17 protein-coding genes and 3 tRNA genes are annotated in these 24317 nt (G+C 68.7%); 5 read left to right on the top strand and 15 right to left on the bottom strand.

Annotated elements, in window-relative coordinates:
• Nucleotides 1-118 precede the first annotated feature (118 nt).
• The 7 genes from B5F23_RS06570 to B5F23_RS06540 form a co-directional block, all read right to left on the bottom strand.
• On the bottom strand, nucleotides 119-748 hold the full coding sequence (locus B5F23_RS06570; protein WP_087352988.1) for a recombinase family protein: 630 nt from the start codon (nucleotides 746-748) through the stop codon (nucleotides 119-121).
• 137 nt (nucleotides 749-885) lie between these two features.
• On the bottom strand, nucleotides 886-2172 hold the full coding sequence (gene metK / locus B5F23_RS06565) for a methionine adenosyltransferase (RefSeq protein ID WP_087352986.1): 1287 nt from the start codon (nucleotides 2170-2172) through the stop codon (nucleotides 886-888).
• A gap of 305 nt (nucleotides 2173-2477) precedes the next feature.
• Nucleotides 2478-3527 carry an ABC transporter permease gene (locus B5F23_RS06560; RefSeq protein ID WP_087352984.1) on the bottom strand — a complete coding sequence of 350 codons (1050 nt, stop codon included), beginning with the start codon at nucleotides 3525-3527 and terminating at the stop codon, nucleotides 2478-2480.
• A gap of 12 nt (nucleotides 3528-3539) precedes the next feature.
• On the bottom strand, nucleotides 3540-5051 hold the full coding sequence (locus B5F23_RS06555; protein ID WP_087352982.1) for a sugar ABC transporter ATP-binding protein: 1512 nt from the start codon (nucleotides 5049-5051) through the stop codon (nucleotides 3540-3542).
• A gap of 151 nt (nucleotides 5052-5202) precedes the next feature.
• Nucleotides 5203-6309: a substrate-binding domain-containing protein gene (locus B5F23_RS06550; protein WP_087352980.1), complete on the bottom strand. Its 1107-nt coding sequence runs from the start codon at nucleotides 6307-6309 to the stop codon at nucleotides 5203-5205.
• A 105-nt stretch (nucleotides 6310-6414) separates the two neighbouring features.
• Nucleotides 6415-7335 (bottom strand): sugar phosphate isomerase/epimerase family protein, encoded by a 921-nt coding sequence (locus B5F23_RS06545; RefSeq protein ID WP_087352978.1) that lies wholly within the window; start codon nucleotides 7333-7335, stop codon nucleotides 6415-6417.
• Between the two features lie 33 nt (nucleotides 7336-7368).
• A complete protein-coding gene (locus tag B5F23_RS06540; RefSeq protein WP_087352977.1) occupies nucleotides 7369-8409 on the bottom strand; it encodes a Gfo/Idh/MocA family protein in 1041 nt (346 codons plus the stop codon).
• Between the two features lie 314 nt (nucleotides 8410-8723).
• On the opposite strand from B5F23_RS06540, the gene B5F23_RS06535 reads away from it, so the two are divergent.
• On the top strand, nucleotides 8724-9746 hold the full coding sequence (locus B5F23_RS06535) for a LacI family DNA-binding transcriptional regulator (protein ID WP_087352975.1): 1023 nt from the start codon (nucleotides 8724-8726) through the stop codon (nucleotides 9744-9746).
• On the opposite strand, the gene B5F23_RS06530 is transcribed toward B5F23_RS06535, so the two are convergent.
• On the bottom strand, nucleotides 9743-10372 hold the full coding sequence (locus B5F23_RS06530; RefSeq protein WP_087352973.1) for a TetR/AcrR family transcriptional regulator: 630 nt from the start codon (nucleotides 10370-10372) through the stop codon (nucleotides 9743-9745). The two genes, B5F23_RS06535 and B5F23_RS06530, sit on opposite strands and share 4 nt — an antisense overlap.
• Nucleotides 10373-10553: 181 nt before the next feature.
• Between B5F23_RS06530 and B5F23_RS06525 the strand changes: the two genes are divergently transcribed.
• The 3 genes from B5F23_RS06525 (at nucleotide 10554) to gltX (ending at nucleotide 17194) form a co-directional block, all read left to right on the top strand.
• Nucleotides 10554-13148 carry a YhgE/Pip domain-containing protein gene (locus B5F23_RS06525; RefSeq protein ID WP_087352971.1) on the top strand — a complete coding sequence of 865 codons (2595 nt, stop codon included), beginning with the start codon at nucleotides 10554-10556 and terminating at the stop codon, nucleotides 13146-13148.
• Nucleotides 13145-15373: a YhgE/Pip domain-containing protein gene (locus B5F23_RS06520; RefSeq protein ID WP_087352969.1), complete on the top strand. Its 2229-nt coding sequence runs from the start codon at nucleotides 13145-13147 to the stop codon at nucleotides 15371-15373. The genes B5F23_RS06525 and B5F23_RS06520 overlap by 4 nt, the downstream gene beginning before the upstream one ends.
• Nucleotides 15374-15709: 336 nt before the next feature.
• The gene (gene gltX / locus B5F23_RS06515; protein WP_087352967.1) at nucleotides 15710-17194 is read left to right on the top strand and encodes a glutamate--tRNA ligase; all 1485 of its coding nucleotides are present in this window, start codon (nucleotides 15710-15712) and stop codon (nucleotides 17192-17194) included.
• 242 nt (nucleotides 17195-17436) lie between these two features.
• Here gltX and pcp read toward each other — a convergent pair whose 3' ends face one another.
• The 3 genes from pcp to B5F23_RS06500 are packed head-to-tail and all read right to left on the bottom strand — an operon-like array spanning nucleotide 17437 to nucleotide 19882.
• Complete coding sequence (gene pcp / locus B5F23_RS06510) at nucleotides 17437-18081, bottom strand: pyroglutamyl-peptidase I (RefSeq protein WP_087352965.1); 645 nt, start codon at nucleotides 18079-18081, stop codon at nucleotides 17437-17439.
• A gap of 50 nt (nucleotides 18082-18131) precedes the next feature.
• A complete protein-coding gene (locus B5F23_RS06505) occupies nucleotides 18132-19091 on the bottom strand; it encodes a DUF979 domain-containing protein (protein ID WP_087352963.1) in 960 nt (319 codons plus the stop codon).
• Nucleotides 19091-19882 (bottom strand): 5-oxoproline transporter, DUF969 family subunit, encoded by a 792-nt coding sequence (locus B5F23_RS06500; protein ID WP_087352961.1) that lies wholly within the window; start codon nucleotides 19880-19882, stop codon nucleotides 19091-19093. Before B5F23_RS06500 ends, B5F23_RS06505 begins: the two co-directional genes overlap by 1 nt.
• A 248-nt stretch (nucleotides 19883-20130) precedes the next feature.
• Between B5F23_RS06500 and sdaAA the strand changes: the two genes are divergently transcribed.
• Nucleotides 20131-21735, top strand: coding sequence for an L-serine ammonia-lyase, iron-sulfur-dependent, subunit alpha (sdaAA, locus tag B5F23_RS06495; RefSeq protein WP_087352959.1), 1605 nt, complete (start codon nucleotides 20131-20133; stop codon nucleotides 21733-21735).
• A gap of 484 nt (nucleotides 21736-22219) precedes the next feature.
• Here the strand turns inward: sdaAA and B5F23_RS06490 are convergent.
• The 4 genes from B5F23_RS06490 to B5F23_RS06475 form a co-directional block, all read right to left on the bottom strand.
• Nucleotides 22220-22296, bottom strand: a tRNA-Glu gene (locus tag B5F23_RS06490).
• Between the two features lie 3 nt (nucleotides 22297-22299).
• Nucleotides 22300-22376 (bottom strand) — tRNA-Glu (locus tag B5F23_RS06485).
• Between the two features lie 24 nt (nucleotides 22377-22400).
• A tRNA-Gln gene (locus B5F23_RS06480) sits at nucleotides 22401-22474 on the bottom strand.
• Nucleotides 22475-22772: 298 nt separating this feature from the next.
• A complete protein-coding gene (locus B5F23_RS06475) occupies nucleotides 22773-24167 on the bottom strand; it encodes a CCA tRNA nucleotidyltransferase (RefSeq protein ID WP_087352957.1) in 1395 nt (464 codons plus the stop codon).
• Between the last annotated feature and the right edge of the window lie 150 nt (nucleotides 24168-24317).

Genomic DNA, 24317 nt, shown 5'->3' with positions numbered 1-24317 from the left:
CTGACAGCTTTCTTTCCGGCTCCTTCACTTTTTCTAGCCTTCGGAGCAGGGAATTATCTTTTTTTAATAACTTGCCAGGATGCACGAAAAGTCGCTCAGGCCATCGAGCCGGACCCTCTCAGCGGCCCGACCCTCCCCCCGCCAGACACTCCCGGTCCTGCGCAAGCCACTTGTCGAAGGTCGCCCGGCTCACGCCGAGGGTCTCGGCGGCCTTGGACTTGGAGAGCTCGCCGCCCGCGTAGAGCCCGACCACCGTCGAGTAGTGCCGCGGGCGCTCCTTGCTCGGTCGCCCAAACTTGATCCCGCGACGGCGCGCCGCCGCTATCCCCTCGGCCTGCCGCTGGCGGATGTTCTCGCGCTCGACCTGAGCCACGTAGGAGAGCACCTGAAGCACGAGGTCCGCGATGAACACCCCCGTCACGCCGCGGGCGGCGTCGCCCACGGCACGCGTGTCCAGCAGAGGCATGTCCAGGACGACTATGTCCACGCCCTTCCGGCGGACGAGGTAGCGCCACTGCTCCAGAATCTCCTCGTAGCTCCTGCCAAGCCGGTCGATGCTCTTCACCACAAGCACGTCCCCCGTCGAGAAGCGCTCCACGAGCTCCTGGTAGCGCGGGCGCTCAAACGTCGCGCCAGAGCAGCGGTCCGCGTAGATGCACTGCTCGGCGACGGGAAACGCTCGAAGGGCGTCCAGCTGTCGATCGAGGTTCTGGTCCTTGCTTGACACCCGAGCATACCCATACTCCATCGGGGCTCCTCCTCGTTTGCTTCGATTGTCTGGTCACGGCGCGACGCCACACAAAAAGGGGCCGAGAAGAACCCGCGCACGCAGGTTCTTCTCGGCCCCTCTTGTTTATTGTCCCGCGCTCTGCGGGGCGTGAAGGCCTAGCCCAGCTCCTCCACAGCCGCGCGGAGCTCCTCCACGCGGTCCGTGCGCTCCCAGGTGAACTCGGGGAGCTCGCGGCCGAAGTGGCCGTACGCGGCGGTCTTCTCGTAGATGGGGCGACGCAGGTCCAGGTCACGGATGATGGCACCCGGGCGCAGGTCAAAGACCTGCTCGACGGCCTTCTTGATCTTCTCGTCCTCCACCGCGCCTGTGCCGAAGGTGTCCACCATGATGGAGAGCGGGTGGGACACGCCGATGGCGTAGGCAAGCTCGATCTCGCAGCGGTGCGCAAGGCCGGCGGCCACCACGTTCTTGGCAACCCAGCGCGCGGCGTAGGCAGCCGAGCGGTCAACCTTGGTGCAGTCCTTGCCGGAGAAGCAGCCGCCCCCGTGGCGACCCATGCCGCCGTAGGTGTCCACGATGATCTTGCGGCCGGTGAGGCCGGTGTCGCCCATGGGGCCGCCCACAACAAAGCGACCGGTGGGGTTCACGTAGATGACGGCGTTGTCCCAGGCGATGCCCACGGCGTCCAGGACCGGGGCGATCACGTGCTCGACCATGTCCTCGCGCACGGTGTCCATGCTGGCGATGGCAGCGTCGTGCTGGGTGGAGACCACGATGGCCGTGACCTCGACGGGACGGTCGTCCTCGTAGCGGACGGTCACCTGGGTCTTGCCGTCCGGGCGAAGGTAGGGCACCGTGCCGTCCTTGCGCACGGCAGCCAGGCGCTCGGCCATGCGGGAGGCCAGGTAGTGCGGCATGGGCATGTAGACGTCGGTCTCGTCGGTGGCGTAGCCAAACATCATGCCCTGGTCGCCCGCACCAATGAGGTCGAGCGGGTCGGTCGTGCGGCCGGCCTGGGCGTCAAAGGACTCGTCGACGCCCTGCGCGATGTCGGGGCTCTGTTCGTGGATCATGTTGATGACGCCGCAGGTCTCGGCGTCAAAGCCGTACTTGGCGCGGTCGTAGCCAATGCGGCGGATGACGTTGCGGGCGATGCTTTGGACGTCGAGGTAGGCCTCGGTGCGGACCTCGCCGGCAACGACGACGGTTCCCGTGGTCACAAAGGTCTCGCAGGCGCAGCGCACGTTGTCGACGTTGGCGGGGGTGCCGTTGGGCGCGATGTAGCCCTCGGCCTGGAGCTGCGCCTCCTTTGTCAGGAGCGCGTCCAGGATGGCGTCGGAGACCTGGTCGCAGATCTTGTCCGGGTGCCCCTCGGTCACGCTCTCCGAGGTGAAGAGGTAGCTGCGAGGCGCAGCGTTGGTGGAACGAGAGGTGTCTTGCATGTGGGTCACTCCTTAGGCGGTTTCCCCGACGGCCGTTACCATTCCGTCGGGCATGCGACAAAGCCCTCTTATCCTACCCGCACCGGCCGAGCGTAACGGGTCAAAGGCCATTCCCCACAAAGTCCCTCGCATTCGCCCGCGCACGGCGCGCGGCGGGCTGCAGGCGGTGGGGAGGCGAGGCGAGACGATCAGTCAAAGGGCACCCCTCCCCCGGCAAAGCCAAGGGAGGGGCGGGAGGAAGGAGACATCGGTCCGCGCTTCGAGCTCTTGAAGCAGCCCGCGGAGCACATGGGAATCACGCGAGGCTACTTTGCCCCGGACCCCTTGTGGCGGCCAAAGAACTCCTTGAGCTGGGGACCTGCCACCTGAATCATGATGACGATGATGAGGATGATGCCCTTGATGGTGTCCTGGATGAGCGCGTCCATCTTGAGCGCGATGATGATCTTGTCGATGACGTCATAGGACATCGCGCCAAACAGCACACCGATCATGCGGCCGCGTCCGCCGCTCATGCTGATGCCGCCGAGCACCACCGAGGCGATGGCGTACATCTCGTAGCTCGTGCCCGTGGTCGCCGGGTCGGCGGAGGCGTTCATCGCCACCCACACAAAGGCGGAGAGGCCAACGAGCGCGCCGGCGATGGTGAAGACGAGGGTCTTCATGAGCGGCACGGAGATACCCGCGAGGTGGGCGGCCTTGGCGTTGGAGCCCACGGCGTAGATCTTCTTGCCAAACTTGGTGGACGAGCACAGGTAAACAAAGACCACCACCATGAGCACCATCACGATGCCCACGATCGGCACGCCCGCCACGCGCGCGTTGCCAAAGGTGTAGAGCGCGTCATAGGACGCGATCTCGTTGGACATGCGGTACACCGAGCTGCCGTTGCCGATGAGCTCGCCGGGCAGGTGCTGGCAGGCGTACTGCGCAACGGAGCGGTAGATGAGCATCGTCGCGAGCGTCACGATGAAGGCCGGCATCTGCACGACGCCCACCAGAAAGCCGTTGACAAGTCCGCACAGCGCGCCGAACACGAGCGCGAACAGCAGCGTCAGCGGAATCGAGCCCGTCATGTTGAACACCACGACGGAGAAGCCCGCCACGAGCGCGAGCATCGAGCCCACGGAGAGGTCGATCTCGCCGGTGAGGCACACGATGCCCATGCCAATGGCAATCGTGCCGATGACGGCGCTGTGGCGCAGGACGTTCATGGCGGCGTTCAGCGTGAGGCCGCCGTTGGCAATCGCGTACACGACCAGGATGGCGAGAAACACCAGCACGAAGCTGTAGCGCTTCACGATGCCAAGCGCGCTCGCCAGGCCCGCCGGCTTAGTTGTCGAGTTCTCGTTCACTATGGATGCACCTCACTCATTCGTCTCAGGAGAAACGTCGTCGCTCACGGAGTTCGTGGAGTAGAGCATGACCGTCTGCTCGTCGATCTGGTCGTGGTCCAGGCGCTTGACGACGCGGCCCTCGTAGAGCACGTAGCACACGTCGGCGACCTCGCGCAGCTCCGGAATCTCGAGCGTGTTGATGATCACGGTCTTGCCCCCGCGCGCAAGCTCGAGGATCAGGTGGTAGATCTCCGCCTTGGCGCCCACGTCGATGCCCTGCGTAGGGTTGTCAAAGAGCAGCAGCTCGGCATCGGTGTTGAGCCAGCGCGCCATGAAGACCTTCTGCTGGTTGCCGCCAGAAAGGGACAGCACGCTGTCGGCGCTCGAGTTTGCCTTGATGCTCAGCAGCTTCTTGTAGTGGTCGAAGCGCTCCTCTTCCTTGCTCTTGCTGATCGCAAAGCTCCTCGCGGAGAGCACGTGCTCGGAGAGGTACATGTTCTCGAGAAGGGACATGTCCGGCACGACGGAGTTCTCCTTGCGGTCGGAGGGCAGCATGGCAACGCCCGCCTTCATGGCCTCGTGGATCGAGCCGCCATGAAGCCTCTTGCCGAGCACCTCGGCCGTGCCTCCCGTGGCGTGCGTGATGCCAAAGAGGCACTGCATGAGCTCGGTGCTGCCGCAGCCCATGAGGCCCGTGAGGCCAATGACCTGGCCGCGGCGCACCTCGAGGGAGACGTCGTCAAAGCCGGGCCCGCTGTAGTGGTCGAGCGAGAGCACGACCTCGCCCGTCTCACGCGGCTCCCAGGCTCCGCGCTCGGAGATCGTGGCGCCCACCATCAGGCCCGTGACCTCGCGCGGCGTGGTTTCGGCGATGCGGCCCTGACCCACGAAGGAGCCGTTGCGCAGCACCGTGTAGGTGTCGCAGAGCTCAAAGATCTCGGGCATCTTGTGCGAGATGAAGATGAACGACGTCCCCTGGTCGCGCAGGTTGCGCACGATCTCAAAGAGGTGCTCCACCTCGGCGGTGTTGAGCGCCGTGGTGGGCTCGTCGAGGATGAGCAGCTTGGCGTTGAAGAAGAGCGCGCGGCTGATCTCAAGGAGCTGCTTTTGGCTCTGCTTGAGGTCCGCAACGAGCGCGGTGGGGTCGATGTCCACGCCCAGGCGCTCAAAGAGCTCGCGCGCCTTGGCGATCATGCTCTTCTTCTTGAGCGAGAAGACGGGACCCGTCTCCTCCTGGCCCAAGAAGATGTTCTCGTAGGCGAGAAGGTCGTTGAAGAGGTTGAGCTCCTGGTGAACAAAGGCGATGCCGGCCTTCTCGACCGCCTTGATCGACGCGCCCGTGATGTCGACGCCGTCAAAGGTGACGGTGCCGGCGTCAGCGGTGTACGACCCGGTGAGGATGTTCATGAGCGTGGACTTGCCGGCGCCGTTCTCGCCGAGAAGGGCGTGGACCTCGCCGCGCCCTACGCGCAGGTCGACGCCTCTCAAAACGGGAACGCCGCTGAACGCCTTGCTGATGCCGCTCATGGTGAGAAGATCCATGGCGATCCTTTCTTGACGCGGCGGTGTGACTTTCAAGGGGCGGGACGTCGCCCGCCAAAGGCATGTGCGCTCGCCAGGTGCGGCAGACCTGGCGAGCGCACACAAGGGGCGTCCGCCCGCACGGGGACCGCGGGCGGACGCCGGGAAAGGCCTACTCGAAGCCGACGTAGTCGGCGACGTTCTCGGCAGTGACGTTCTCGCAGGCGATGACGTGGTCCTGCGGGACCTCCTTGCCGTCGAGGTGATCGACCATGTCCTGAATGGCGGTCTGGATCATGGACGGCGAGTAGGTGGTGGACATGACGCCACCGAGGTTGGCGGTGATGTCGGTGTAGGACTCGCCGGAGATGACGTCGTAGTACTCCTGCAGGCCGCCGCAGCCGGTGATGAAGGGCTTGGTGGCGTAGAAGGCCTCCTTGGCGGAGTCGGAGATGCCACCGCCGTTGAGGGCCTCGAGGATGCCCATGGCAAGCTCGTCGTCCTCGGCGTACCACCACTTGATGGAGGCGTTGGCCTCGTCACCGAGAAGGGCCTCGAAGGCGGCCTTGGTGTCGGAGCGGCTCCAGTTCATGGCACCGGACTTTGTGATGGCGGAGTCGATCTGCTCCTGGGTCCACTTGGCGTCCTCGGGGACGGTGGCGCCGTCAAACTCGAGGTTGCCGAGCAGGTAGTCGGTGAAGCCGTTGTCGCGCAGGGTGGTGACGGAGGAGGTGTCGCCCTGGTAGATGTAGACGGCGTCGCCCGGCTTCATGCCGTTCTCGACGAAGTAGGCGGCGGAGCCGGCGCCGATGCCGGAGTTGTCGCCCTTGACGTTGGCGACGGCGGAGTCCTGGACGGCCTCGATGATGCGGTCGAACGCGACGTAGGCAACGCCGGCGTCGACGATCTGCTGGATGGCGGACTGGACGGTGTCGTCGAGCGGCTGGATGACGATGCCCGCGACGCCGGAGAGGTCGCCGGCGAGGATGTCCTCGACCTGGGCAATCTGGTCGGCGGCAGCACCGGCGGTCTGAAGCTCGGCGGTGTAGACGCCAGCCTCGTTGACCTCGTCGACCTTCTCCTGGGCAAACACGCCGACCTGGCCGGTCCAGCCGTGGTCGGGCGAAGCGGTCAGCACGTAGATGTGGCCGCCGGCAGCGGCCTCGGTGCCCTCACCCTCGGCCGCGGGCTCGTTGGAGCCGGTGCAGCCGCCCAGAAAGACCGCGAGCAGCGAGGCACTCGAGCCTGCCAGGAACGTGCGACGCGAAATGTTGGACATAGCTGTTCCTTCCTCTTGTTCCCAATAGCTTCCCTATCGGTACCCGCCCATCCCCTGTTAGGGCGGGACGTTCCCTCTCTCCTGGCGCGCAGGCGCCCGCTCTTGCTAGATCACAAACTGGTCCATGTAGCGCTTGGCGAGCTCGACGCTCTGGACCAGGCGCTCGCGGCTGCCCTCGAAGAAGCGGTCCTCGATCTCGAGGCAGCAGTCGCCGTCGTAGCCCACCATCGAGAGCTGCGAGACAAACTCGGACCAGTCGACGTCACCGTATCCCGGGATCTTGGGGTCCATGATGTCGAGCGGGTAGGCCATGATGCCGCGGCGGGCCAGCTCCTCGCGCTTGAGCTTGATGTCCTTGAAGTGCACGTGGAAAATCTTGTCGGCAAACTCGCGGATGGCAGCCGAGCAGTCGATCATCTGCCAGACAAAGTGGCTCGGGTCGAGGGCGAGGCCGAGGTTCTTGCTCGGCAGCACCTCGAAGACGCGCTCCCAGTTGGCGGGCGTGGTCATGATGTTCTGTCCGCCGGGCCAGTTGGAGGCGTCAAAGAGCATCGGGCAGTTCTCGATGCAGACGAGGATGCCCTCGTCCTCGGCGACCTTGAGGATGGGCGTCCAGACCTCGCGGGCGATCTCGAGGTTCTCCTCGAAGGTCTTGTTTGTCACGCGGCCGATGAAGGTCGTCACCTTGGGGACGCCGAGCTTGGCAGCTGCGTGGATGCAGGCGACGAGATGGTCGTTGAAGGCGCGACGGCGCTCGAGGTCAGGGTCGAGGTTGTTGGGGTAGTAGGCGATGGCGCAGATGCGCACGTTCTTCTCGGCAGCGTAGTCGAGCAGGTGACGGGCGTAGGCGTCGTCCTCGAGCACGCGCTCGGCCTCGATGTGGGTCACGCCGGCGTACTTGCGCTCGGCCTTGCCCTTGGGCCAGGACGCGACCTCGACGCACTCGATGCCCATGCGGGCGACCTCGTCGATCATCTCCTCGTAGGTCCAGCCGTCGAACAGCGACGTGATGAATCCCATCTTCATGGTCTTGCTCCTTGTCTCTTGCGGCGGCAGGGCCTAGTCCTGCGCGATCTGAATCGTCGTTCCCGTCTTGCTGGACTCCACGCTGGCAAAGACCGCGCGCATGGCGGCGAGCACGCTCTCGCCGGAGACCGCAGGCTCGACATCGCGCTCGAGGCAGTCGACGAACGCGTCGATCACGCCCGAGGCGGTCTGGTTGTCGTTGGTCTGGATGGCCTCGACGTCGTAGTACTCGGTCTCGCCGCACTTGAGGTCGACCTCGATCGAGTGGGCCGGGTCGGCGTAGATGCGCATGATGCCCTTGGTGCCGTAGAGGACCGTGGAGTTGTCCTCGGGGCCGTAGTAGGTCCAGCTCGCGGTCATGGTGCCCATGGCGCCGCCGTCCATCGTGTAGATGACCAGGGCGTTGTCGTCGACGCCCACGAGGTTGCCCTCGGCGTCGCGCTTGTCAAGCGTGGCAACCCTGGCCGTGGCGGAGACGACCCTCTGGCCGATGAGCCACTGCACGAGGTCGGTCTTGTGAACACCGAGGTCGGCCATCGCGCCCATCGCGGCGCGCTTGGGGTCAAAGAACCACGAGCCGGTGCCGGGGTCGACGCTCCAGGTCTCGGGGCCGCCGTGGCCAAAGGTGGTGCGGAAGGTGAGCACGTCGCCGATCTTGCCGGCGTCAAGAAGCTCCTTGGCGCGGACGTGCGCGCGGGCGAAGCGCTGGTTCTGGTCGATCATGAGCTTGAGGCCGGCCTCGCGCGCGGCGGCGACCATGGCCTCGCACTCCTCGATCGTGATGGCCATGGGCTTCTCGCACAGCACGTGCTTGCCGGCCTTGAGCGCGGCGATCGTGCTCTCGGCGTGCGTGGCGTTGGAGGTGCAGACACTCACGGCGTCGATCTTGGGGTCGGCGAGAAGATCCTCGAGGGTGTCGTAGGCACGGCAGCCGTGCTCGGCCGCAAGGGCGCGGGCGCGCTCGACGTTCACGTCAAAGAGGCCGACGAGCTGGGCGTTGGGGTTTGCCTCGTACTCGGGGATGTGGCGGACCTGAGAGATCTTTCCGCAGCCGATGACGCCGATCCTGACCATTGCGACCTCCTCGTCTGGGGCGCCGGGCGCCCCGTCCCGCTGGCTGAAACGAGTTTTCATTCGTAATGCCGCATATCTTTCAGCACCGATGCTATGAGGTTTTCATTCTTCGCGTCGCGGATATTCCCCGAACGTTAGGTTTTTACCGGTGAAATTGCATTTGCTACCGCTTGCCGACGTATGCTCGCGCTCACCCGCTGTTATGAAAGATTCTTTCATTGAGGCTGTTTTAGGAACGCTTCAGCACGGCCCGTTCATAATATACTGATGAGAAGGACCGGCGGGAGCGCCCGCGAGCACGTGGAAGGGGCCCCATGGCCGTCAACAGAAGGGTCACCATCGCGCAGATCGCCGAGAGCGCCGGGGTCTCCCCCGCCACGGTGTCGCGCGCGCTCAACCATCCCGAGCTCGTCAACGACCGCACGCTCGGACGCATCAACTCAAGCATCCGCAACCTTGGCTACGGCGGCCCGGTCGATCAGTATCGCGAGGGGTCCCCGGACTGCCGCGGGCTCGTGGTGGTCAACCTCCCCTGGCTCGACAACCCCTTCTACAGCGAGATCGTCCACGGCGTGCGCGTGGCCGCGAACAACGCCGGCTACGACACGCTCATCTCCTGGGACAACATCACCAACGAGACCGCCCGCTCGTTTTGCTCGATGCTGCGCCGCTGCGGCGCGAGCGGCGTCATCACCACCTCTCCCCTCTCGGCGAGGGCCATCCAGGCGGTCGAGGCCGTGGTGCCGCTCGTGCAGTGCGCGGAGAGCCGCCCGGACGTTGACGCGCCCTACGTCACCATCGACGACCACCTGGCGGCGAGCAGGGCGACGGAGCACCTCATCTCCTGCGGGTGCAAGCGGCTCGCCATCGTGGCGGGCTCCAACGAGTTCAAGTTCTCGCGCGAGCGCCTCGAGGGGTTTCTCGACACCACGGCAAGAAGCGACGTGCGCGTGCTTCCCGGCTGGATCCTGCAGATCCCGGACAACAGCTACGCGCTCGCCTACTCCGCGCTCACGCACCTCTTTGACTCCGGCGAGGTCCCCGACGGCATCTTTGCCGTCTCGGACACCTTTGGCGCGGCGGTTGTTCGCGCGGCCCACACCACCGGCATAGAGATCCCGCGCGACCTCAAGGTCGTGGGCTTTGACAACGCCGAGCTCTCCACGATGCTCACGCCCACGCTCACCACGGTCAACCAGCCGCGCTACCGCATGGGCTACTCCGCCTGCAGGATTCTCATCGACCTTCTCGCCGGATACGAGCTGGGGTCGCGCTCGATGGTCCTCGAGACGGAGCTGATCGTTCGCGAGTCCACCGCGGGCGAGGCGGTCGCCTAGGCGTCAGGGCCTGCCGCCGCGGTCGAGCCCGCGCCCGCAAACCTCTCCCGCCCTGCATTGGTCCCGATCCCGCAGAGCGCGAGGCCCAGGACGTCCTCGGCGGTTGCCCGCACGTCCACCCGCTCAAAGACCAGGAAGGCACCCGCGACCGCCGCCGCGGCGAGGCGCGCGTTGACCTCGGGGCGCACGAGCCCCTCCGCCTTTGCGCGCTCGATCTGGGCCTCCAGCACGTCCACTATGCGCGCGAGGCGCGGCCCCTCGACCGGAGCGGAGCCGGCACCCGCCCCGGCAACGGCCAGCATGAGCGGGCCTCCCGGGCGGGTGGCCTCGGCGAGGGCGTCGAGCAGGCCGGCGATGGAGTCCGCCGCCGAGGGGGCCGTGGAGACGATCCTCTCGACGCTTGCCACCAGGTCGTCCACCGCGCGGTCGAGCACCGCGCGAACGAGCTCAGCGCGGTCGGAGAAGTAGTAGTAGAGCGAGCCCTTGGACATGCCGCAGCGGGCGGAGACCTCCGCCATCTGAAAGTCCGCCGAGCCGCGCTCCGCCATGAGGGAGGTCGCGGCCGCCATGATCTTCTCGCGCGTGGCCGCGCTCTTGGGCGTTGCCGTGCCGGGCCTTGCCGCCATGTCCTTCTCCGTTCCCTCGTGCCGCGCCGCCAGGCGCCGTCGTGCCAACGCTTCAATCTTAGCATCTGTTCAGATGTTTTGAACTTGGCTCAAAATTATTGGACTCCTGAATAAAACTCGCCCCGCGGGGTACCTCTTGAGCCATTGAACGCGTAACACGTCTCGCTCAAGGGAGCCTCTCATGGGAACCATCGCGCGCATCCTCGGCCGCGACCTCAAGCGCCTGGCGGCAAGCCCCGTCGCCCTGGTGGTGGCGGTTGGGGTCTGCCTCGTCCCCGCGCTCTACGCGTGGGTGAACATCCTTGCCAACTGGGACCCGTACCAGAGCACCTCCACCGTGCCCGTGGCCGTGGTCGTGGAGGACAAAGGCGCCGAGGTCCCCGGCATGGGAGAGGTCAACGCCGGCGACATGGTAAGGGAGAGGCTCGAGGAGAACCACCAGCTCGGCTGGACCTTCGTGGACCAGGACGAGGCGCTCGAAGGCGTCCGCGCCGGCCGCTACTACGCCGCCTTTGTCATACCGCCCGACTTCACCTCGACCCTCGCGGGCGTGCTGGACGGCCACCCCACGCAGGCCCGCATTGGCTACTACGTCAACGAGAAGGCCAACGCGGTGGCGCCCAAGGTGACGGACACGGGGGCGACCACGCTCGAGGACCAGATCGCCGGGCAGTTTGTGTCGCTCGCCGGGGAGACCGTCACGCAGAGGCTCCAGGGCGCGGTGGGGTCCGCCGCGGGGGACGTCGACGGGGCGAGGTCGTCCGCGCTGAGGAGCCTCCGCGCCACGCAGGGGCGCCTCGACGACCTGGCGGACTCCCTCGAGGACGCGGGCGGGACCGTGGGTGCGGCCCGCGAGGCCGTGGGCCGCGCGCGTGAGACGCTCTCCGCCACGGCGGACGCGGCGGGAGGGCTCGCCTCGTCGATGGACTCCGCGCTCGGGTCGCTCGCCGGCGCGCGCGAGGGGCTGCGCTCCTTTGCCCGCGGCCTCGACGACAGGCTGGGCGAGGGCGCCTCCGCGATCTCCGGACTGTCCTCGACGGCGAGCCAGGACATCGGCCGCATCGCCGGGGACGTGGGCTGGGCGCAGGGGCGCCTCGACGCGGCGCTCTCGCGCCTGCGGGCGGCAAACGACGACGTGACGGGCATGGCGGAGTCGCTCGGGGCGGCGCGCGACGAGGTCGCCTCCCTAGAGCCTGCCGACGACGCGCAGCGCGCCCTCCAGCAGCAGGTGGTCTCCGCGCTCGACGAGCAGGTGTCGCTTCTCGAGGGGCTTGCCAGCGGACAGGCCTCCGCCCTCGACGAGCTCCAGGGGATAAGCAACGAGGTGAGCGACGGGGCCAAGAGCGTGGACGGGCTCGCCACCTCGGTGAACGACGCCGTCCAGGCGGGCACGGGCTCGATCGACGCCCTGCGGACGGACCTCGCCACGGGCGCGGCGCCCGAGCTCTCCTCCGCGCTCGACGCCCTCGCGGACGCGGGCGGTCGCCTTGCCGGCGGAACCGGCTCGCTCGTGCCGATGATCGAGCAGGCGGACGCCGGGCTGGCCCAGCTCGACGCGCTTCTCGCCCAGAGCCAGTCAACCCTGGCGGACACCGCCGACTCCCTGAGGGGCTCCGCCGATCGCATGGGCGCGCTGGCAGACGACCTCGCCGCCGTGCAGAGCGCACGGGCCCTGCCCGCCGTGGGCGACGTCCTCTCCCTCGACCCCGCCTCCACGGGCGCGGCGCTGGGCTCGCCGGTCCAGATGGTCGACGAGCCGGTGTTCCCCGTTGCCAACTACGGCTCCGGGGTGGCGCCGTTCTACACCAACCTCGCGCTGTGGGTGGGCGGCTTCGTGCTCGTGGCCATCTACAAGCTGGAGGTGGACCGCGAGGGGCTGGGCGACGTCGAGGTCACGCCCACGCAGGCCTTCTTTGGGCGCTGGCTCCTGCTCGCCCTCCTCGGCCAGGTGCAGGCCCTGACGTGCTGCGTGGGCGACCTGGCGCTTGGCGTCCAGTGCGTCTCCCCCGTTGCGTTTGTGCTCGCGGGCATGGAGGCGTCGCTGGTCTACGTGCTCGTGGTCTACTCGCTCGCCGTGGCGCTCAAGCACGTTGGCAAGGCGCTCGCGGTGCTGCTGGTGGTGCTGCAGATCCCCGGGGCGTCCGGCCTCTACCCCATCCAGATGCAGCCCGCCTTCTTCCGAGCGTTGGGGCCGTGGCTCCCCTTCACCTACGGGATCGGCGCCATGCGCGAGGCGGTGGCGGGCTTCTATGGCACAAACTACGCGCGCGACCTCGCCGTCCTTGCGCTCTTTGCCGTTCCCGCGCTGCTTCTGGGCGTGGCTGCCAGAAGGAGGCTCCTCGGGGCAAACGCGCTCTTTGACCGCAAGATGGCCCAGACGGACCTCCTTGTGACCGAGCGTGACGGCGAGAAGGACGCCGGGCGCCTGGCGCTCCTGGTGGACGCGCTCGCCTCCTCCCCCGCCCACCGCGAGGCGTTCCTGGCACGGGCCGCGCGCTTTGAGCTGGCGTACCCGCGCCGCGTGCGGCGCGGCGTCGTGGCGCTGCTGGCCGTGCCGCTGGCCCTTCTCGCCCTGCTCTTTGCCCATCCGGCAAAGCTGTTGCTGCTGAGCCTGTGGGTGGTCTCCCTGGTTGCCGCGAGCGCGTACCTCATCTGGCTGGAGTACGTGCACGAGCGGCTGGCGGAGCGCGCCGGGCTGGCACGGATGGACAGAGACGAGCTGGTCGCGCTGGCCGAGGACGCCGCGCGGGCCGAGAAGGGAGGCGAGGCGCGATGAGAGGGGTCTGGGAGCTTGTGCGCCGCGACGCGCGTCACGTGCGGGCCAACGCCATCGCACTAGTGGTCTTTGTGGGAATCGTCGCCGTGCCGTCCTTCTACGCGTGGTTCAACATCGCGGGCAGCTGGGACCCGTACGGCAACACGGGCAACATCCGCGTGGCCGTTGCCAACGAGGACGAGGGCTACTCCGGGGAGCTGGTGCCCCTGACCGTCAACATGGGCGAGCGCGTGGTGGCCGAGCTGCAGGGTTCCGACTCCATTGGGTACGTGGTCACCTCGGAGGCCGACGCCGTCGAGGGCGTGCGCTCGGGCGAGTACTACGCGGCCGTGGTGATTCCGCCGGACTTCTCGCGCGACATGATGACCACCTTCTCCGCCGATCCCGTCCGTGCCGAGGTGCGCTTCTACCAGAACGAGAAGGCAAACGCCATCGCCACCATAGTCACCGACAAGGCGTCCTCGGCCGTGATGGCGCAGATCGACTCCGGATTTGCCGAGGCGGTGAGCGCCGTTGGCGCGGGCGCCCTCAAGGAGCTGGGCTCCGCGCTCGACGACGACGCGGTGACGGGCCTCGCGGCGCGCCTCGACGCCGCGGTGACGGACTCCGCCGACGCGCTCTCCGGAACGGCGGGCTCCGTGAGGGACTTCGCGGACCTGCTCGAGTCGACGCGCGGGCTTCTGGGCAGCGGCGCGGGGGTGGCCGACGCGGCGCTCTCCCCCACGGCGGACGCCGGCGAGGTGCTCGGCGAGACGGCGTCGGGCCTTGCGGGGGCCGGGTCGGCGATAGACGACGCAGAGACGTCCGTGGCCGGCGCGCTCGAGTCCGCGGGCGCGGGGCTCGACGGAGTGGACGCAGCGATAGACGATGCACTCGACGTCGCGGGCGCGCAGGAGGCAAGGATCCAGAAGGGCCTCTCCGCCGCGCGGGACGCCGTAGGCGAGCAGATCGATGCGCTCGAGCGGCTGGACGGCGCGCTTGGGGAGCAGCTCGACCTCATGCGCGAGCTCGAGGGGACGCTTCCCGAGGGCAGCCCCGTGCGCGAGGGGCTCGGCAGCGCGATTGCGGGCGTGGGCGGTCTGCGCGACCGCGTTGACCGGGCGCTCGTTGAGCTGCGCGACCTCTCTGACGGGCTGGGCCAGACGATGGGCGACCTCGACGCCGGGGCAGCGGACGCCGAGGAGGCGCGCGAGCGGCTTAAGGGCCTCGTGGACGAGGCGCGCACGGCGGTGGGCGGCGCGGGGCAGCTCTACGACGACGAGGTGCGCGGCAGCCTCGGGAACCTTGCTGGGCAGGTGGCCGAGGCCGCCGAGCAGGCGGACGCGATCGAGGGAAACCTCGCCGGGACCCTTGCGGCCGTGGGCTCCGCGGCAAAGGACGCGAGCGACGGGCTCGCCGGGGCGCGCGACGACCTCGACGAGACCGCGGACAGCCTGGACGCGGCGGCCGAGAAGCTCGATGGCCTGCACGAGCGGCTGCGCTCCGCGCTTGACTCGGGCGACGCGCGGCAAGTGAGGGAGGTTCTGGCGTCTGGCCCGGAGGGGCTCGCCGAGTTTGTGGCGGCGCCGGTCTCGGTCGAGCGCACGGCGGTGTTTCCCGTTGAGAACAACGGCTCGGCCATGGCGCCCTTCTACACGACGCTTGCCATCTGGATCGGCGGGGTGGTGCTCGCGGCGCTGGTGCGCGCGAAGCCCTCCGAGGCCGCGCTCGAGGAGACGGGCTGCTCGCACGCGCAGGCCTACGTGGGACGCCTTGCGCTCTTTGTTGTCGTGGGGCTGGCCCAGGCGGCGCTCATCTGCGGCGGAGACCTCTTCTACCTGGGAGTTCAGTGCGAGCACCCGTGGCTCATGCTGCTTGCGTGCCTGGCGTCGTCGCTCGTCTACGTCAACTTGATCTTCTCGCTCACGGCGTCCTTTGGCGACGTGGGCAAGGCCGTTGCCGTGGTGCTCATGGTGGTCCAGGTGGCCGGCTCGGGCGGCACGTTCCCGCCCGAGATGCTGCCCGCTCCGTTCCAGGCGGTCTACTCGTGGCTGCCGTTTGTGCACAGCGAGGCGGCGCTGCGGGCGGCGATGTTTGGGGTCTGGGACGGAGACTTCTGGCGCGAGCTGGGCGTTCTTCTCGCCTACCTGGTGCCGGCGCTGCTCCTGGGCCTGGTGCTGCGCCGTCCCGTGATCCGCCTGAACGAGTGGTTTGAGCACCGCCTGGAGCGCACGCGCCTCATGTGAGGCCGCGCGGGCGACGCGCGGTGCCGGTGGAGCCGAGAAACCCGCTCGGTTGCGACGGACTCGCCGGGCGCGAGCCCAAAATCGGCCATGGTTGCGACGGACTCGCCGGGCGCGAGCCCAAAATCGGCCATGGTTGCGACGAAATCAGGGCGATCGCGTCGCAGCCACGGCGGATTCCAGGCTCATCACGGGCCACGACTGGGCATCACCGTCGCAGTCGCCGCCGATTCCGGGCTCGCGGTTGCCGTGCGGACATCGTCGGGACGTCGCCGTCCTTCTCGCCGGCGCTGTATACTAGGTGCGTATGTGACGATAAGAACCACGGAGAGGAACCTCATGTCCGAGACCCCCGTTCGCGTGCGCTTTGCGCCCTCGCCCACCGGCAAGCTCCACGTTGGCGGCGCGCGCACCGCAATCTACAACTGGGCGTTTGCCCGCGCCAACCACGGCACCTTCATCCTGCGCATCGACGATACCGACCCCGAGCGCTCCACCGAGGAGAACACCCAGATCATCCTGCGCGCCATGCGCTGGCTGGGTCTCGACTGGGACGAGGGCCCGGAGGTGGGCGGCGACTTTGGCCCCTACAAGCAGACCGAGCGCGCCCAGATGTATCGCGACGCCGCGCAGCGCCTCTGGGATGAGGGCAAGGCCTACCCGTGCTTCTGCACGCCCGAGCAGCTGGCCGCCGACCGCGAGGCCGCGCAGGCGCGCAAGGACCCCTTCCAGGGCTACCAGCGCCGCTGCCGCGACCTCGACCCCGAGGAGGCGCGCGCCCGTATTGCCGCCGGCGAGCCCTACGTCCTGCGCATCAAGGTGCCCGAGGACCGCGGCGACGTGGTGGTGCGCGACGCGGTCCACGGCGAGGTGACCTTCAACGCGCGCGAGCTCGACGACTTCGTGATCTTCCGCTCGGACGGCACGCCCACCTACAACTTCGCGACCGTGGTCGACGACGCCGCCATGCAGATCTCCCACGTCATCCGCGGCGACGACCACCTCTCCAACACCCCGCGCCAGGTCATCGTCTACGAGGCGCTCGGCGCGCCGGTGCCCACCTTCGCGCACATCTCCATGATCCTGGGCGCCGACGGCAAGAAGCTCTCCAAGCGCCACGGCGCCACCAACGTGGAGGAGTACCGCGACGCGGGCTACCTCTCGGACGCCTTCGTCAACTACCTGGCGCTTCTCGGCTGGTCGCTCGACGGCGAGACCACCATCGTGCCGCGCGACGTGCTGGCACGCGAGTTCAGCCTCGACCACGTGTCCAAGAACCCGGCCACCTTCGACCCCAAGAAGCTCGACTGGATCCAGGCCGAGTACATCCGCTCCATGTCCGACGCGGACTTTGCCGACAAGATCATGCTGCCGGAGCTCGTGGAGGCCGGGCTCGTCGGCGAGGGCGCCGAGTTCGACGAGGCCTGGGTGGACGCGCTGGCCGCCATCGTGAAGCCGCGCACCAAGATGCCCGCCGACGTGGTGGGCGTGTGCGCGCCCGTCTTTGCCACGGCCGACACGCTGGAGTATGACGAGAAGTCCGTGGCCAAGGGGCTTGCCAAGGAGGGCATGGGCGCTGTGTTGGACGCCGCCCGCGAGGCACTTGAGGCGCTGCCCGCAGAGGATTGGACCCCCACGGCGATCGACGCCGCGCTGGAGGCCCTGCCCGAGCAGCTCGACGTGAAGAAGCGCCTGGTGTTCCAGGCCGTGCGCGTGGCCGTCTGCGGCAACCTGGTGAGCCCGCCCCTCGGTGAGACGATGGCGCTCGTGGGCCGCGCCGACTGCCTGCCGCGCCTCGAGCGCGCTCGCGCCATGGCACTGTAGGAGGCGCAAGCGGCAGGTTCTTCTCGCCCAAACGCAGCCGGCCGGCCCCCGCCCCTGGGAGCCGGCCGCCTTTTGTAGGCGCCTGCCGACAGTTTGCGAGCCCAAAACGTCGTTTGGCTCCTACAAGCCGCAACCTGTAGGAGCCAAACGACACTTCCGGAGGCAAAACTGTCGGCACGCGCCTACGGTCTCTCCGCGGGCGCCGTCGCCTCGGCCCACGCAGGCCCGCGCGGCGAGAAGGACTACTGCTCGGTGCCCTCGCCGGCGCGCAGGCCGTCGTCGGAGCCCGAGACCGCGGCCTCGATCATGGCGGTGAGGCCGGCGACCATCATCTCGACGCTCATCGACGCCGTGCCCTCGCCCATGCCCGTGACCTGCTCGGTGGCAAACGGCACGTGGACGAAGCCGCCCCGCACGCCGGGATGGCGCGTCGCGAGGCAGTGGAGCAGCTCGTAGAGCACCTCGTTGCAGCAGAACGTGCCGGCCGTGTAGGAGACGGCCGCCGGGACGCCGGCCGCGCGGGCGGCGTCCACCATGGCGAAGACGGGCAGTGTGGCGAAGTAGGCGTCCGGGCCGTCTTCCTCGAGGCGGCCCACCGGCTGGTTGCCCTCGTTGTCCGGGATGCGCGCGTTGGCGAAGTTGATGCCCACGAACTCGGGCGTGATGTGGCTGCGCCCGCCGGCCTGGCCCACGCACAGGACCACGTCGGGCCGCTCGGCCTCGATGGCCGCCTCGACGGCCGCCGCGTCCTTGCCAAAGACCACCGGGATCTGCGTGACGGCGACCTCGGCGCCGGCGATCTGGCGCGGCAGGCGGCTCACGGCCTCCCAGGCGGGGTTGACCGTCGCGCCGTCAAAGGGCTCGAAGCCCGTGACCAGTACCTTCATGCGAAACCTCCCTCGTGCGACGGGCGCCGTGCCCGCTGTCCCCTCGTGTCCTACAGGCCGAACGCGATCATGTAGGCGATCTGTCCCACCAGCATGATGAGCGCGATGGGGACCTGCTTCTTGATGACGCCGTAGTCGTCCTTCATCTCGAGGATGGCGACGGGCAGGATGTTGAAGTTCGCCGCCATCGGAGTCATGAGCGTGCCGCAGAAGCCGCAGGTCAGCGCAACCGAGCCCACGAGCGCCGGGTCGGCGCCGAGCGAGAGCACGAAGGGCGCGCCGATGCCCACCGTGAGCACCGTGATGGCGCCGTAGGCGTTGCCCATGACCATCGTGAAGACGGCCATGCCCACGGCGTAGACGACGAGGCCCACCACGACGTTGTCCTGCGGGATGACGCCCGAGACGATGTGGGAGATCACGTCGCCCACGCCCGCGGCGGTGAAGATCGAGCCGAGCGCCGCCAGCAGGATCGGCAGCATGGAGAGCGGGCCCACCGCGTCGAGCATGCGGCGCGTGTCGTTGAGAAAGACGCGCGGGGTGTTCTTGTGCGAGTAGGCGAAGAGCAGCAGGCCGCCCACCACCACGCCGAAGGTGAGGCCCACGAGCGAGCTGATGTTGGTGAACAGGGCAAACACGAGCGCCATGACGCCGAGCGAGAGAGCCGGGATGAAGAGCTTCATGCCGATCTTCTCGAAGTTGCCCTGCATCTCCTCGGCGGTGGGCTCGTCGCCGGTGCCGCGGCCCACCTGCTTGCAGATGGCCGGGATCACCATGATGACCACGAGGGCGCCCGCCACGGTGGTCGGCACCCAGCGGCCCACCACGAAGAGCATGCCGCACACCACCCAGAAGATGGCGGTGCCCAGGCGCTTGGGGTTGGTGCGGTCGGTGGCGTTGCGGATGCCCGCGTAGACCGCGATGAGGCCCATCACGATGTAGGCGACCTCGAGGAGCTTGTCGGAGAGCGTGACGTCGGCGCTCTGGAAGAACTGGACGAACTCGGCCATCAGCGCTCACCGCCCTTCTCGGCGTCCGTGGGCGCGTCGGGCTCGGACGCTGCGACGGGCTCGGCGCCCTTCTCGCCCGCGGCGTCCTTCTCGCCCGCGGCGGCCGCCAGGACGCGCTCGCGGCGACGCATGAGCCTGCGGTCGATCAGGTTGTAGTAGACGATGGCGACGAGCATGGCGACGACGGCCACCGGCACCTGCACGGCGGCGAGGTCCACGAGGCTCACGTCGTAGCCGAGGCCCGCGAGGGTCCCCTGCACGAGCAGGCCGCCCGAGCCGCCCACGAAGAGCACCTGGCCGAAGAACCACGCCACGTTGTCCATGCCGGCCGAGATGCCCTTAAGCTCCTCGAGGTGCTTGTCGGAGATCTTGTTCCCGTCGCGCTCCACCGCCGCCTGCGCCATGGGCATGATGACCGGGCGGATGAAGCCGGCCACGCCGCCGAAGTTGATGTTGAACGCGGCGAAGGCCACGCGCACCAGGCCGTAGGCGGAGACGATGATGCCCGACGTGGCGTTCCTGAGCTTGCGGATGAGCGCCGCGGCGGCCTGGCGCAGGCCGTTTCGCTCCAGCGTGCCCGTGAGCACAAACGTCATGATGAAGATGCACATGCTTCGGTTGGAGACAAAGCTCTCGCCGAGCGTGTCGAGGAATCCCACCGGGTCCATCCCGCCCACCACGGCAGTTGCGACGGCAGCCACCATGATGATGAGGATGGAGTCGAGCTTGAGGGCAAACCCGACCACCACGATGACGATTCCGAGGAGCTTGACGAGCTCTGTGGGATCCATCGGTCCTCCTTCTTGCCAGATGATGCGACTTGGGTATCTTATCCACCCCGGTCGCGGGCGTCCGGCACGGCGAGAAGAACGTGCGCAAACGGAAACATCGCATGCGCGCCCGCGGTCCTTCTCGCCGGCACGCGCGACCCTTACACACGGCACGGCGCACTTGACGTAAGCTAGGGCGAGAAGAACCCGCGGCGCGGCCACGCCGACGCGCCCCGGGGCGCCGCCCGCGCGACCGCAAAGGAGCAGCCATGCCCTCCCGCCCGCAGACCCTCGCCACCACCTCGGCCTTCGAGGTCCTCGGCCCCGTGATGGTCGGCCCCTCCTCCTCGCACACCGCGGGCGCCCTGCGCTGCGCGCGCGTGGCCGCCTCGCTTCTGGAGGGGCGGATCGTGCGCGTTCGCTTCACGCTGTGGAACAGCTTCGCCCACACCTACCGCGGGCACGGCACCGACCGCGCCCTGGTGGCCGGGATCCTCGGCCTCGACACCGACGACGAGCGCATCCGCGACGCCTTCGACCTGGCGCGCGAGGCCGGGCTGGACTTCTCCTTCGAGGAGGCGCCCGACGACTCGTCGGTCCACCCCAACACCGTGGACATCGACATGGCGGACGAGTCCGGCGCGCGCTGCCAGGTCCGCGGCGAGAGCCTCGGCGGCGGCAAGATGCGCATCAGCAGGATAGACGGCGTGGGCGTGGACATCACCGGCGCCTACGCGACGCTGTTCGTGGCGCACCGCGACGCGCCGGGCATCCTGGCGTCCCTCACGCACCTGCTCGCCATGGCCGAGGTCAACATCGCCTTCTGCCGCACCTACCGCACCGAGCAGGGCGGGCGCGCCTACTCGGTCTTCGAGACCGACGGCGCCCCGGCCGACGGCGTGCTGCCCATGGTCCGCAACCTGCGCGACGTTGACTTCGCGACCTTCATCTCCGTCCCGGGCTCGGCCTCGGCGACGGCGCCGGGCGTGACGGCGGCCGAGCTCTTCGACGACGGCGCGCAGCTGCTCGCGGCCTGCGGGGAGCGCGGCCTGTCCATCGGCGGCGTGATGGAGCTGCGCGAGGAGGGCCTGTCCGGCGCCGGGCGCGCCGAGGCGTCGATGCGGCGCGTGATCGAGGTCATGCGCGAGGAGACCACCGCGCCGATCGAGCGCCCCGCGCGGTCGCTGGGCGGCTTCATCGGCGGCGAGGCGCGGCTCGTAGACGCGGGCAAGGGGCGCTGGGGCCACGCGCTTCTCGGCGACACGCAGACCGACGCCGTGGCGCGCGCGATGGCGGTGCTGGAGCGCTCGGCCGCCATGGGCGTGATCGTTGCGGCCCCGACGGCGGGCTCGGCCGGCGTGGTGCCGGGCTGCGTGCTCGCCGTGGCCGACGCCGTGGGCGCCGGCGAGAAGGACGTGGCCTCGGCGCTGTGGTGCGCCGCGGCGGTGGGCCTCAACATCCAGACGCACGCCTGCGTGGCCGGCGCCGAGGGGGGCTGCCAGGCCGAGGTGGGCTCGGCGGCGGCCATGGCGGCAGCGGCGCTCGTGGAGCTGCTCGGCGGCACGCCGGAGCAGGCGCTCACGGCGAGCTCGCTTGCGATCTCCAACCTGCTGGGCCTGGTGTGCGACCCGGTGGGCGGCCTCGTCGAGGTCCCCTGCCAGGCGAGAAACGCCATCGGCGTGGCGGCGGCGTTCTCGAGCGCGCAGCTCGCGCTCTCGGGCGTGCGCTCCCTCGTGCCCTTCGACGAGGTCGTCCACGCCATGGCCGAGGTGGGCCACTCGCTGCCGTCGAGGCTGCGCGAGACCGCGCGCGGCGGGCTCGCCGTGACGCCGAGCGCCCAGGCCGCCTGCGCGCGCTGTGGGGCGTGCGGGTAGGACGCGGCCGGCCGCGCGGGGCGACCGTGACGCCACACGGGGCGACCGCGCCGAGCCGCGAGGCGACTGCGCTGCTACACGGGGTGACCGTGACGCCACACGGGGTGACCGCGCTGCCATAAACAGGGCCCGATTGGGTGTTTGGCCTCCCCCGCGCTTCCGGAGACGCACAAGCTGGCAGAACCAGCGTGCGATTGGGTGGCATGCTTGATGCCCTCCCCCGAGCTGCATCAAGCATGACGCCCAATCGCGTCGAAAAGGTGGTATCTCGCCCCGCCGGGAGGGCACTCGGGGCAGGAGCGCGGCTCTGGACATCAAGGATGCCACCCAATCGCGCGGGGTTGCCGCCAGATGGGCCGACGAACAGACGCGCCCGGGTGCAGATTCCGTGGAGAGCTGGTTCGGACAGGCTCGGCTTTGGGCCAAATTTGGACAAAAAAATCGGCGAAACCGCAGGTAAAACGGTGTTCGCCGAAGTCTGTTTTGGTAGCCCGTACCAGATTCGAACTGGTGATCTCCGCCTTGAGAGGGCGGCGTCCTGAACCGCTAGACGAACGGGCCAAATGGTAGCCCGTACCAGATTCGAACTGGTGATCTCCGCCTTGAGAGGGCGGCGTCCTGAACCGCTAGACGAACGGGCCACATATGCAATTGAGAAGGCAAAATGGCTGGGACTGAGAGAGTCGAACTCCCGTTGACGGAACCAGAATCCGCTGTCCTACCACTAGACGAAGTCCCAATTTGCCATTTCGTGCGCCTCTCAGCGCGAGGAAGTACTATACGGCATTCCGTCGCGGCATGCAACCGAGAATTTTGGAGAGATTGTGCCCGCGGGGCGCCGCGGACGCCACGGCCGCCTCCCCGCACGCCCGAACTCCGACTTATGCTCGAGCAAAACTCGGACTTTGGTGATTCAATATCGTATAAGTGCAGGTAAACGAGTTGCATGGTTCTTCTCGCCAGGCGAGAAGCGACTTTTGCTCGTGCATAAGTCAGAGCTCGGAGCGCCGCCAAGCCAAGACGGGCGCGACGGCCCCCTACCAGCGCAGCCAGGCGAGAAGCGCCGCGCGCTCGTTGGGGACCTCGCCCTCCATGACGGCCGCGAGCAGCTGGGCGAGCACCATGCCCACGCCCGGTCCCGGCTCAACGCCGCGCTCGGCGATCACGTCGGCGCCGCCCACCGCCAGGTCGCGCACCCGCCACACGCCGCCGGCCGCGAGCTCCTCGCGAAGCGCCGCGCCCATGCGGTCGAGCTCCACGGCGTAGCCCCTGCACGCGGGCGCCTTGGACAGCGCGTCGGCGCGCTTGAGGTCGAGAAGCGCAAACGCGAGCGGCCGGGCCTGCCCCGGCGCCGCGGCCTCCAGCTCGGCGAGCATCCGTCGCATGGACGCACGCGTCGGCCTGACCTCCAGGTCGTGCAGGAGGACGAGCGCGGAGGCCGCCCGCGTCACCTCGCCCGGAACGGCGAGCCTCCCCATCACCTCGCGCGCCACGCGCGCGCCGGCCTCCGGGTGCCCGAAGAAGTGCCCCCGCCCGGAGACGTCCTCGCTCCAGCAGGCCGGCTTGGCGACGTCGTGCAGCAAGGCCGCCCACCTCAGGGCCGCGGGAGCCATCCCGCCGGCGAACTCCTCCACGCCCGCGCACACGCGCGCCGTGTGCTCGAGCACGTCGTAGGCGTGGTAGGGGCTCCTCTGGTCGAAGCCGGCCATCGGCGCGAGCTCCGGCACCGCGGCCGCCATCACGACGAACTCGCTGCGCAGCGCCCAGGCCGCGCGCCCCGTGGAGAGGATCCCGTCCAGCTCCTGGCCGATCCGCTCGCTCGCGATGTCCGCCAGACCACCCGCGCACGTCTCGAGCGCGGCCTGCGTGGCCGGCTCGATGGTCGCGCCCAGCCGGCACGCAAAGCGCACCGCGCGCAGCACCCGCAGCGCGTCCTCGCCAAAGCGCCGCTCGGGCTCCCCCACCGCACGGATCACGCGCGCCGCCAGGTCCTTCTCGCCGCCAAAGGGGTCGAGAAGGCCTCGCTCGGGGTGGAAGGCCATGGCGTTGACGGTGAAGTCGCGCCGCGCGAGGTCCTCGCGCACGTCCGTGACGAAGCGCACCTCGTCGGGGTGGCGGTGGTCGGAGTAGCCCCCCTCGACGCGGTAGGTGGTCGTCTCAACAGGACGTCCGTCCGCCACGGCCGTGACGGTACCGTGGGCCGTGCCCGTCTCGTGCACGGCGATCCCGGCCGCGCGCAGCACGCGGGCGGTCTCGGGCCACGGCGCCGAGGTGGTCACGTCCACGTCGTGGCCGGGCCGGCCGAGCAGCGCGTCGCGCACCCAGCCGCCCACGACCCAGGCCTCGTACCCGGCCGCCTCGAGCGCGCCCACCACGCGACGGGCGTATCCGGGCAGCTCGCGCGCCAGGCGCGCCTCGAGCGACGTAGCCATGCCAGACCTCTCCCCTGCCGCGACCTCGTTCTTCTCGCCAGATTCTAGCAGGTCGGCCGGGACGGGAGCCCCCGGGGAGCGCGGCGAGAAAAACGTCCGGCCCGAGTGCTATGCTCGAACGCGTTCAAAGCCAACCACGGAACAGGAGGG

Origin of the sequence: Olsenella sp. An188 (genome assembly GCF_002160255.1) — a bacterium.
GTDB classification, from domain to species: Bacteria; Actinomycetota; Coriobacteriia; order Coriobacteriales; family Atopobiaceae; genus Thermophilibacter; species Thermophilibacter avistercoris.
The sequence above is the reverse complement of the archived record's forward strand: the minus strand, read 5'-3'. Positions and strand labels throughout refer to the sequence as shown.

Coding starts and splice junctions, on each gene's coding strand:
- sdaAA (WP_087352959.1), top strand. CDS start 20,131: ATGCCCTCCCGCCCGCAGACCCTCGCCACCACCTCGGCCTTCGAGGTC.
- B5F23_RS06525 (WP_087352971.1), top strand. CDS start 10,554: ATGGGAACCATCGCGCGCATCCTCGGCCGCGACCTCAAGCGCCTGGCG.
- B5F23_RS06550 (WP_087352980.1), bottom strand. CDS start 6,309: ATGTCCAACATTTCGCGTCGCACGTTCCTGGCAGGCTCGAGTGCCTCG.
- B5F23_RS06530 (WP_087352973.1), bottom strand. CDS start 10,372: ATGGCGGCAAGGCCCGGCACGGCAACGCCCAAGAGCGCGGCCACGCGC.
- B5F23_RS06535 (WP_087352975.1), top strand. CDS start 8,724: ATGGCCGTCAACAGAAGGGTCACCATCGCGCAGATCGCCGAGAGCGCC.
- B5F23_RS06540 (WP_087352977.1), bottom strand. CDS start 8,409: ATGGTCAGGATCGGCGTCATCGGCTGCGGAAAGATCTCTCAGGTCCGC.
- B5F23_RS06505 (WP_087352963.1), bottom strand. CDS start 19,091: ATGGCCGAGTTCGTCCAGTTCTTCCAGAGCGCCGACGTCACGCTCTCC.
- B5F23_RS06570 (WP_087352988.1), bottom strand. CDS start 748: ATGGAGTATGGGTATGCTCGGGTGTCAAGCAAGGACCAGAACCTCGAT.
- B5F23_RS06500 (WP_087352961.1), bottom strand. CDS start 19,882: ATGGATCCCACAGAGCTCGTCAAGCTCCTCGGAATCGTCATCGTGGTG.
- gltX (WP_087352967.1), top strand. CDS start 15,710: ATGTCCGAGACCCCCGTTCGCGTGCGCTTTGCGCCCTCGCCCACCGGC.
- B5F23_RS06545 (WP_087352978.1), bottom strand. CDS start 7,335: ATGAAGATGGGATTCATCACGTCGCTGTTCGACGGCTGGACCTACGAG.
- B5F23_RS06475 (WP_087352957.1), bottom strand. CDS start 24,167: ATGGCTACGTCGCTCGAGGCGCGCCTGGCGCGCGAGCTGCCCGGATAC.
- metK (WP_087352986.1), bottom strand. CDS start 2,172: ATGCAAGACACCTCTCGTTCCACCAACGCTGCGCCTCGCAGCTACCTC.
- B5F23_RS06555 (WP_087352982.1), bottom strand. CDS start 5,051: ATGGATCTTCTCACCATGAGCGGCATCAGCAAGGCGTTCAGCGGCGTT.
- B5F23_RS06520 (WP_087352969.1), top strand. CDS start 13,145: ATGAGAGGGGTCTGGGAGCTTGTGCGCCGCGACGCGCGTCACGTGCGG.
- pcp (WP_087352965.1), bottom strand. CDS start 18,081: ATGAAGGTACTGGTCACGGGCTTCGAGCCCTTTGACGGCGCGACGGTC.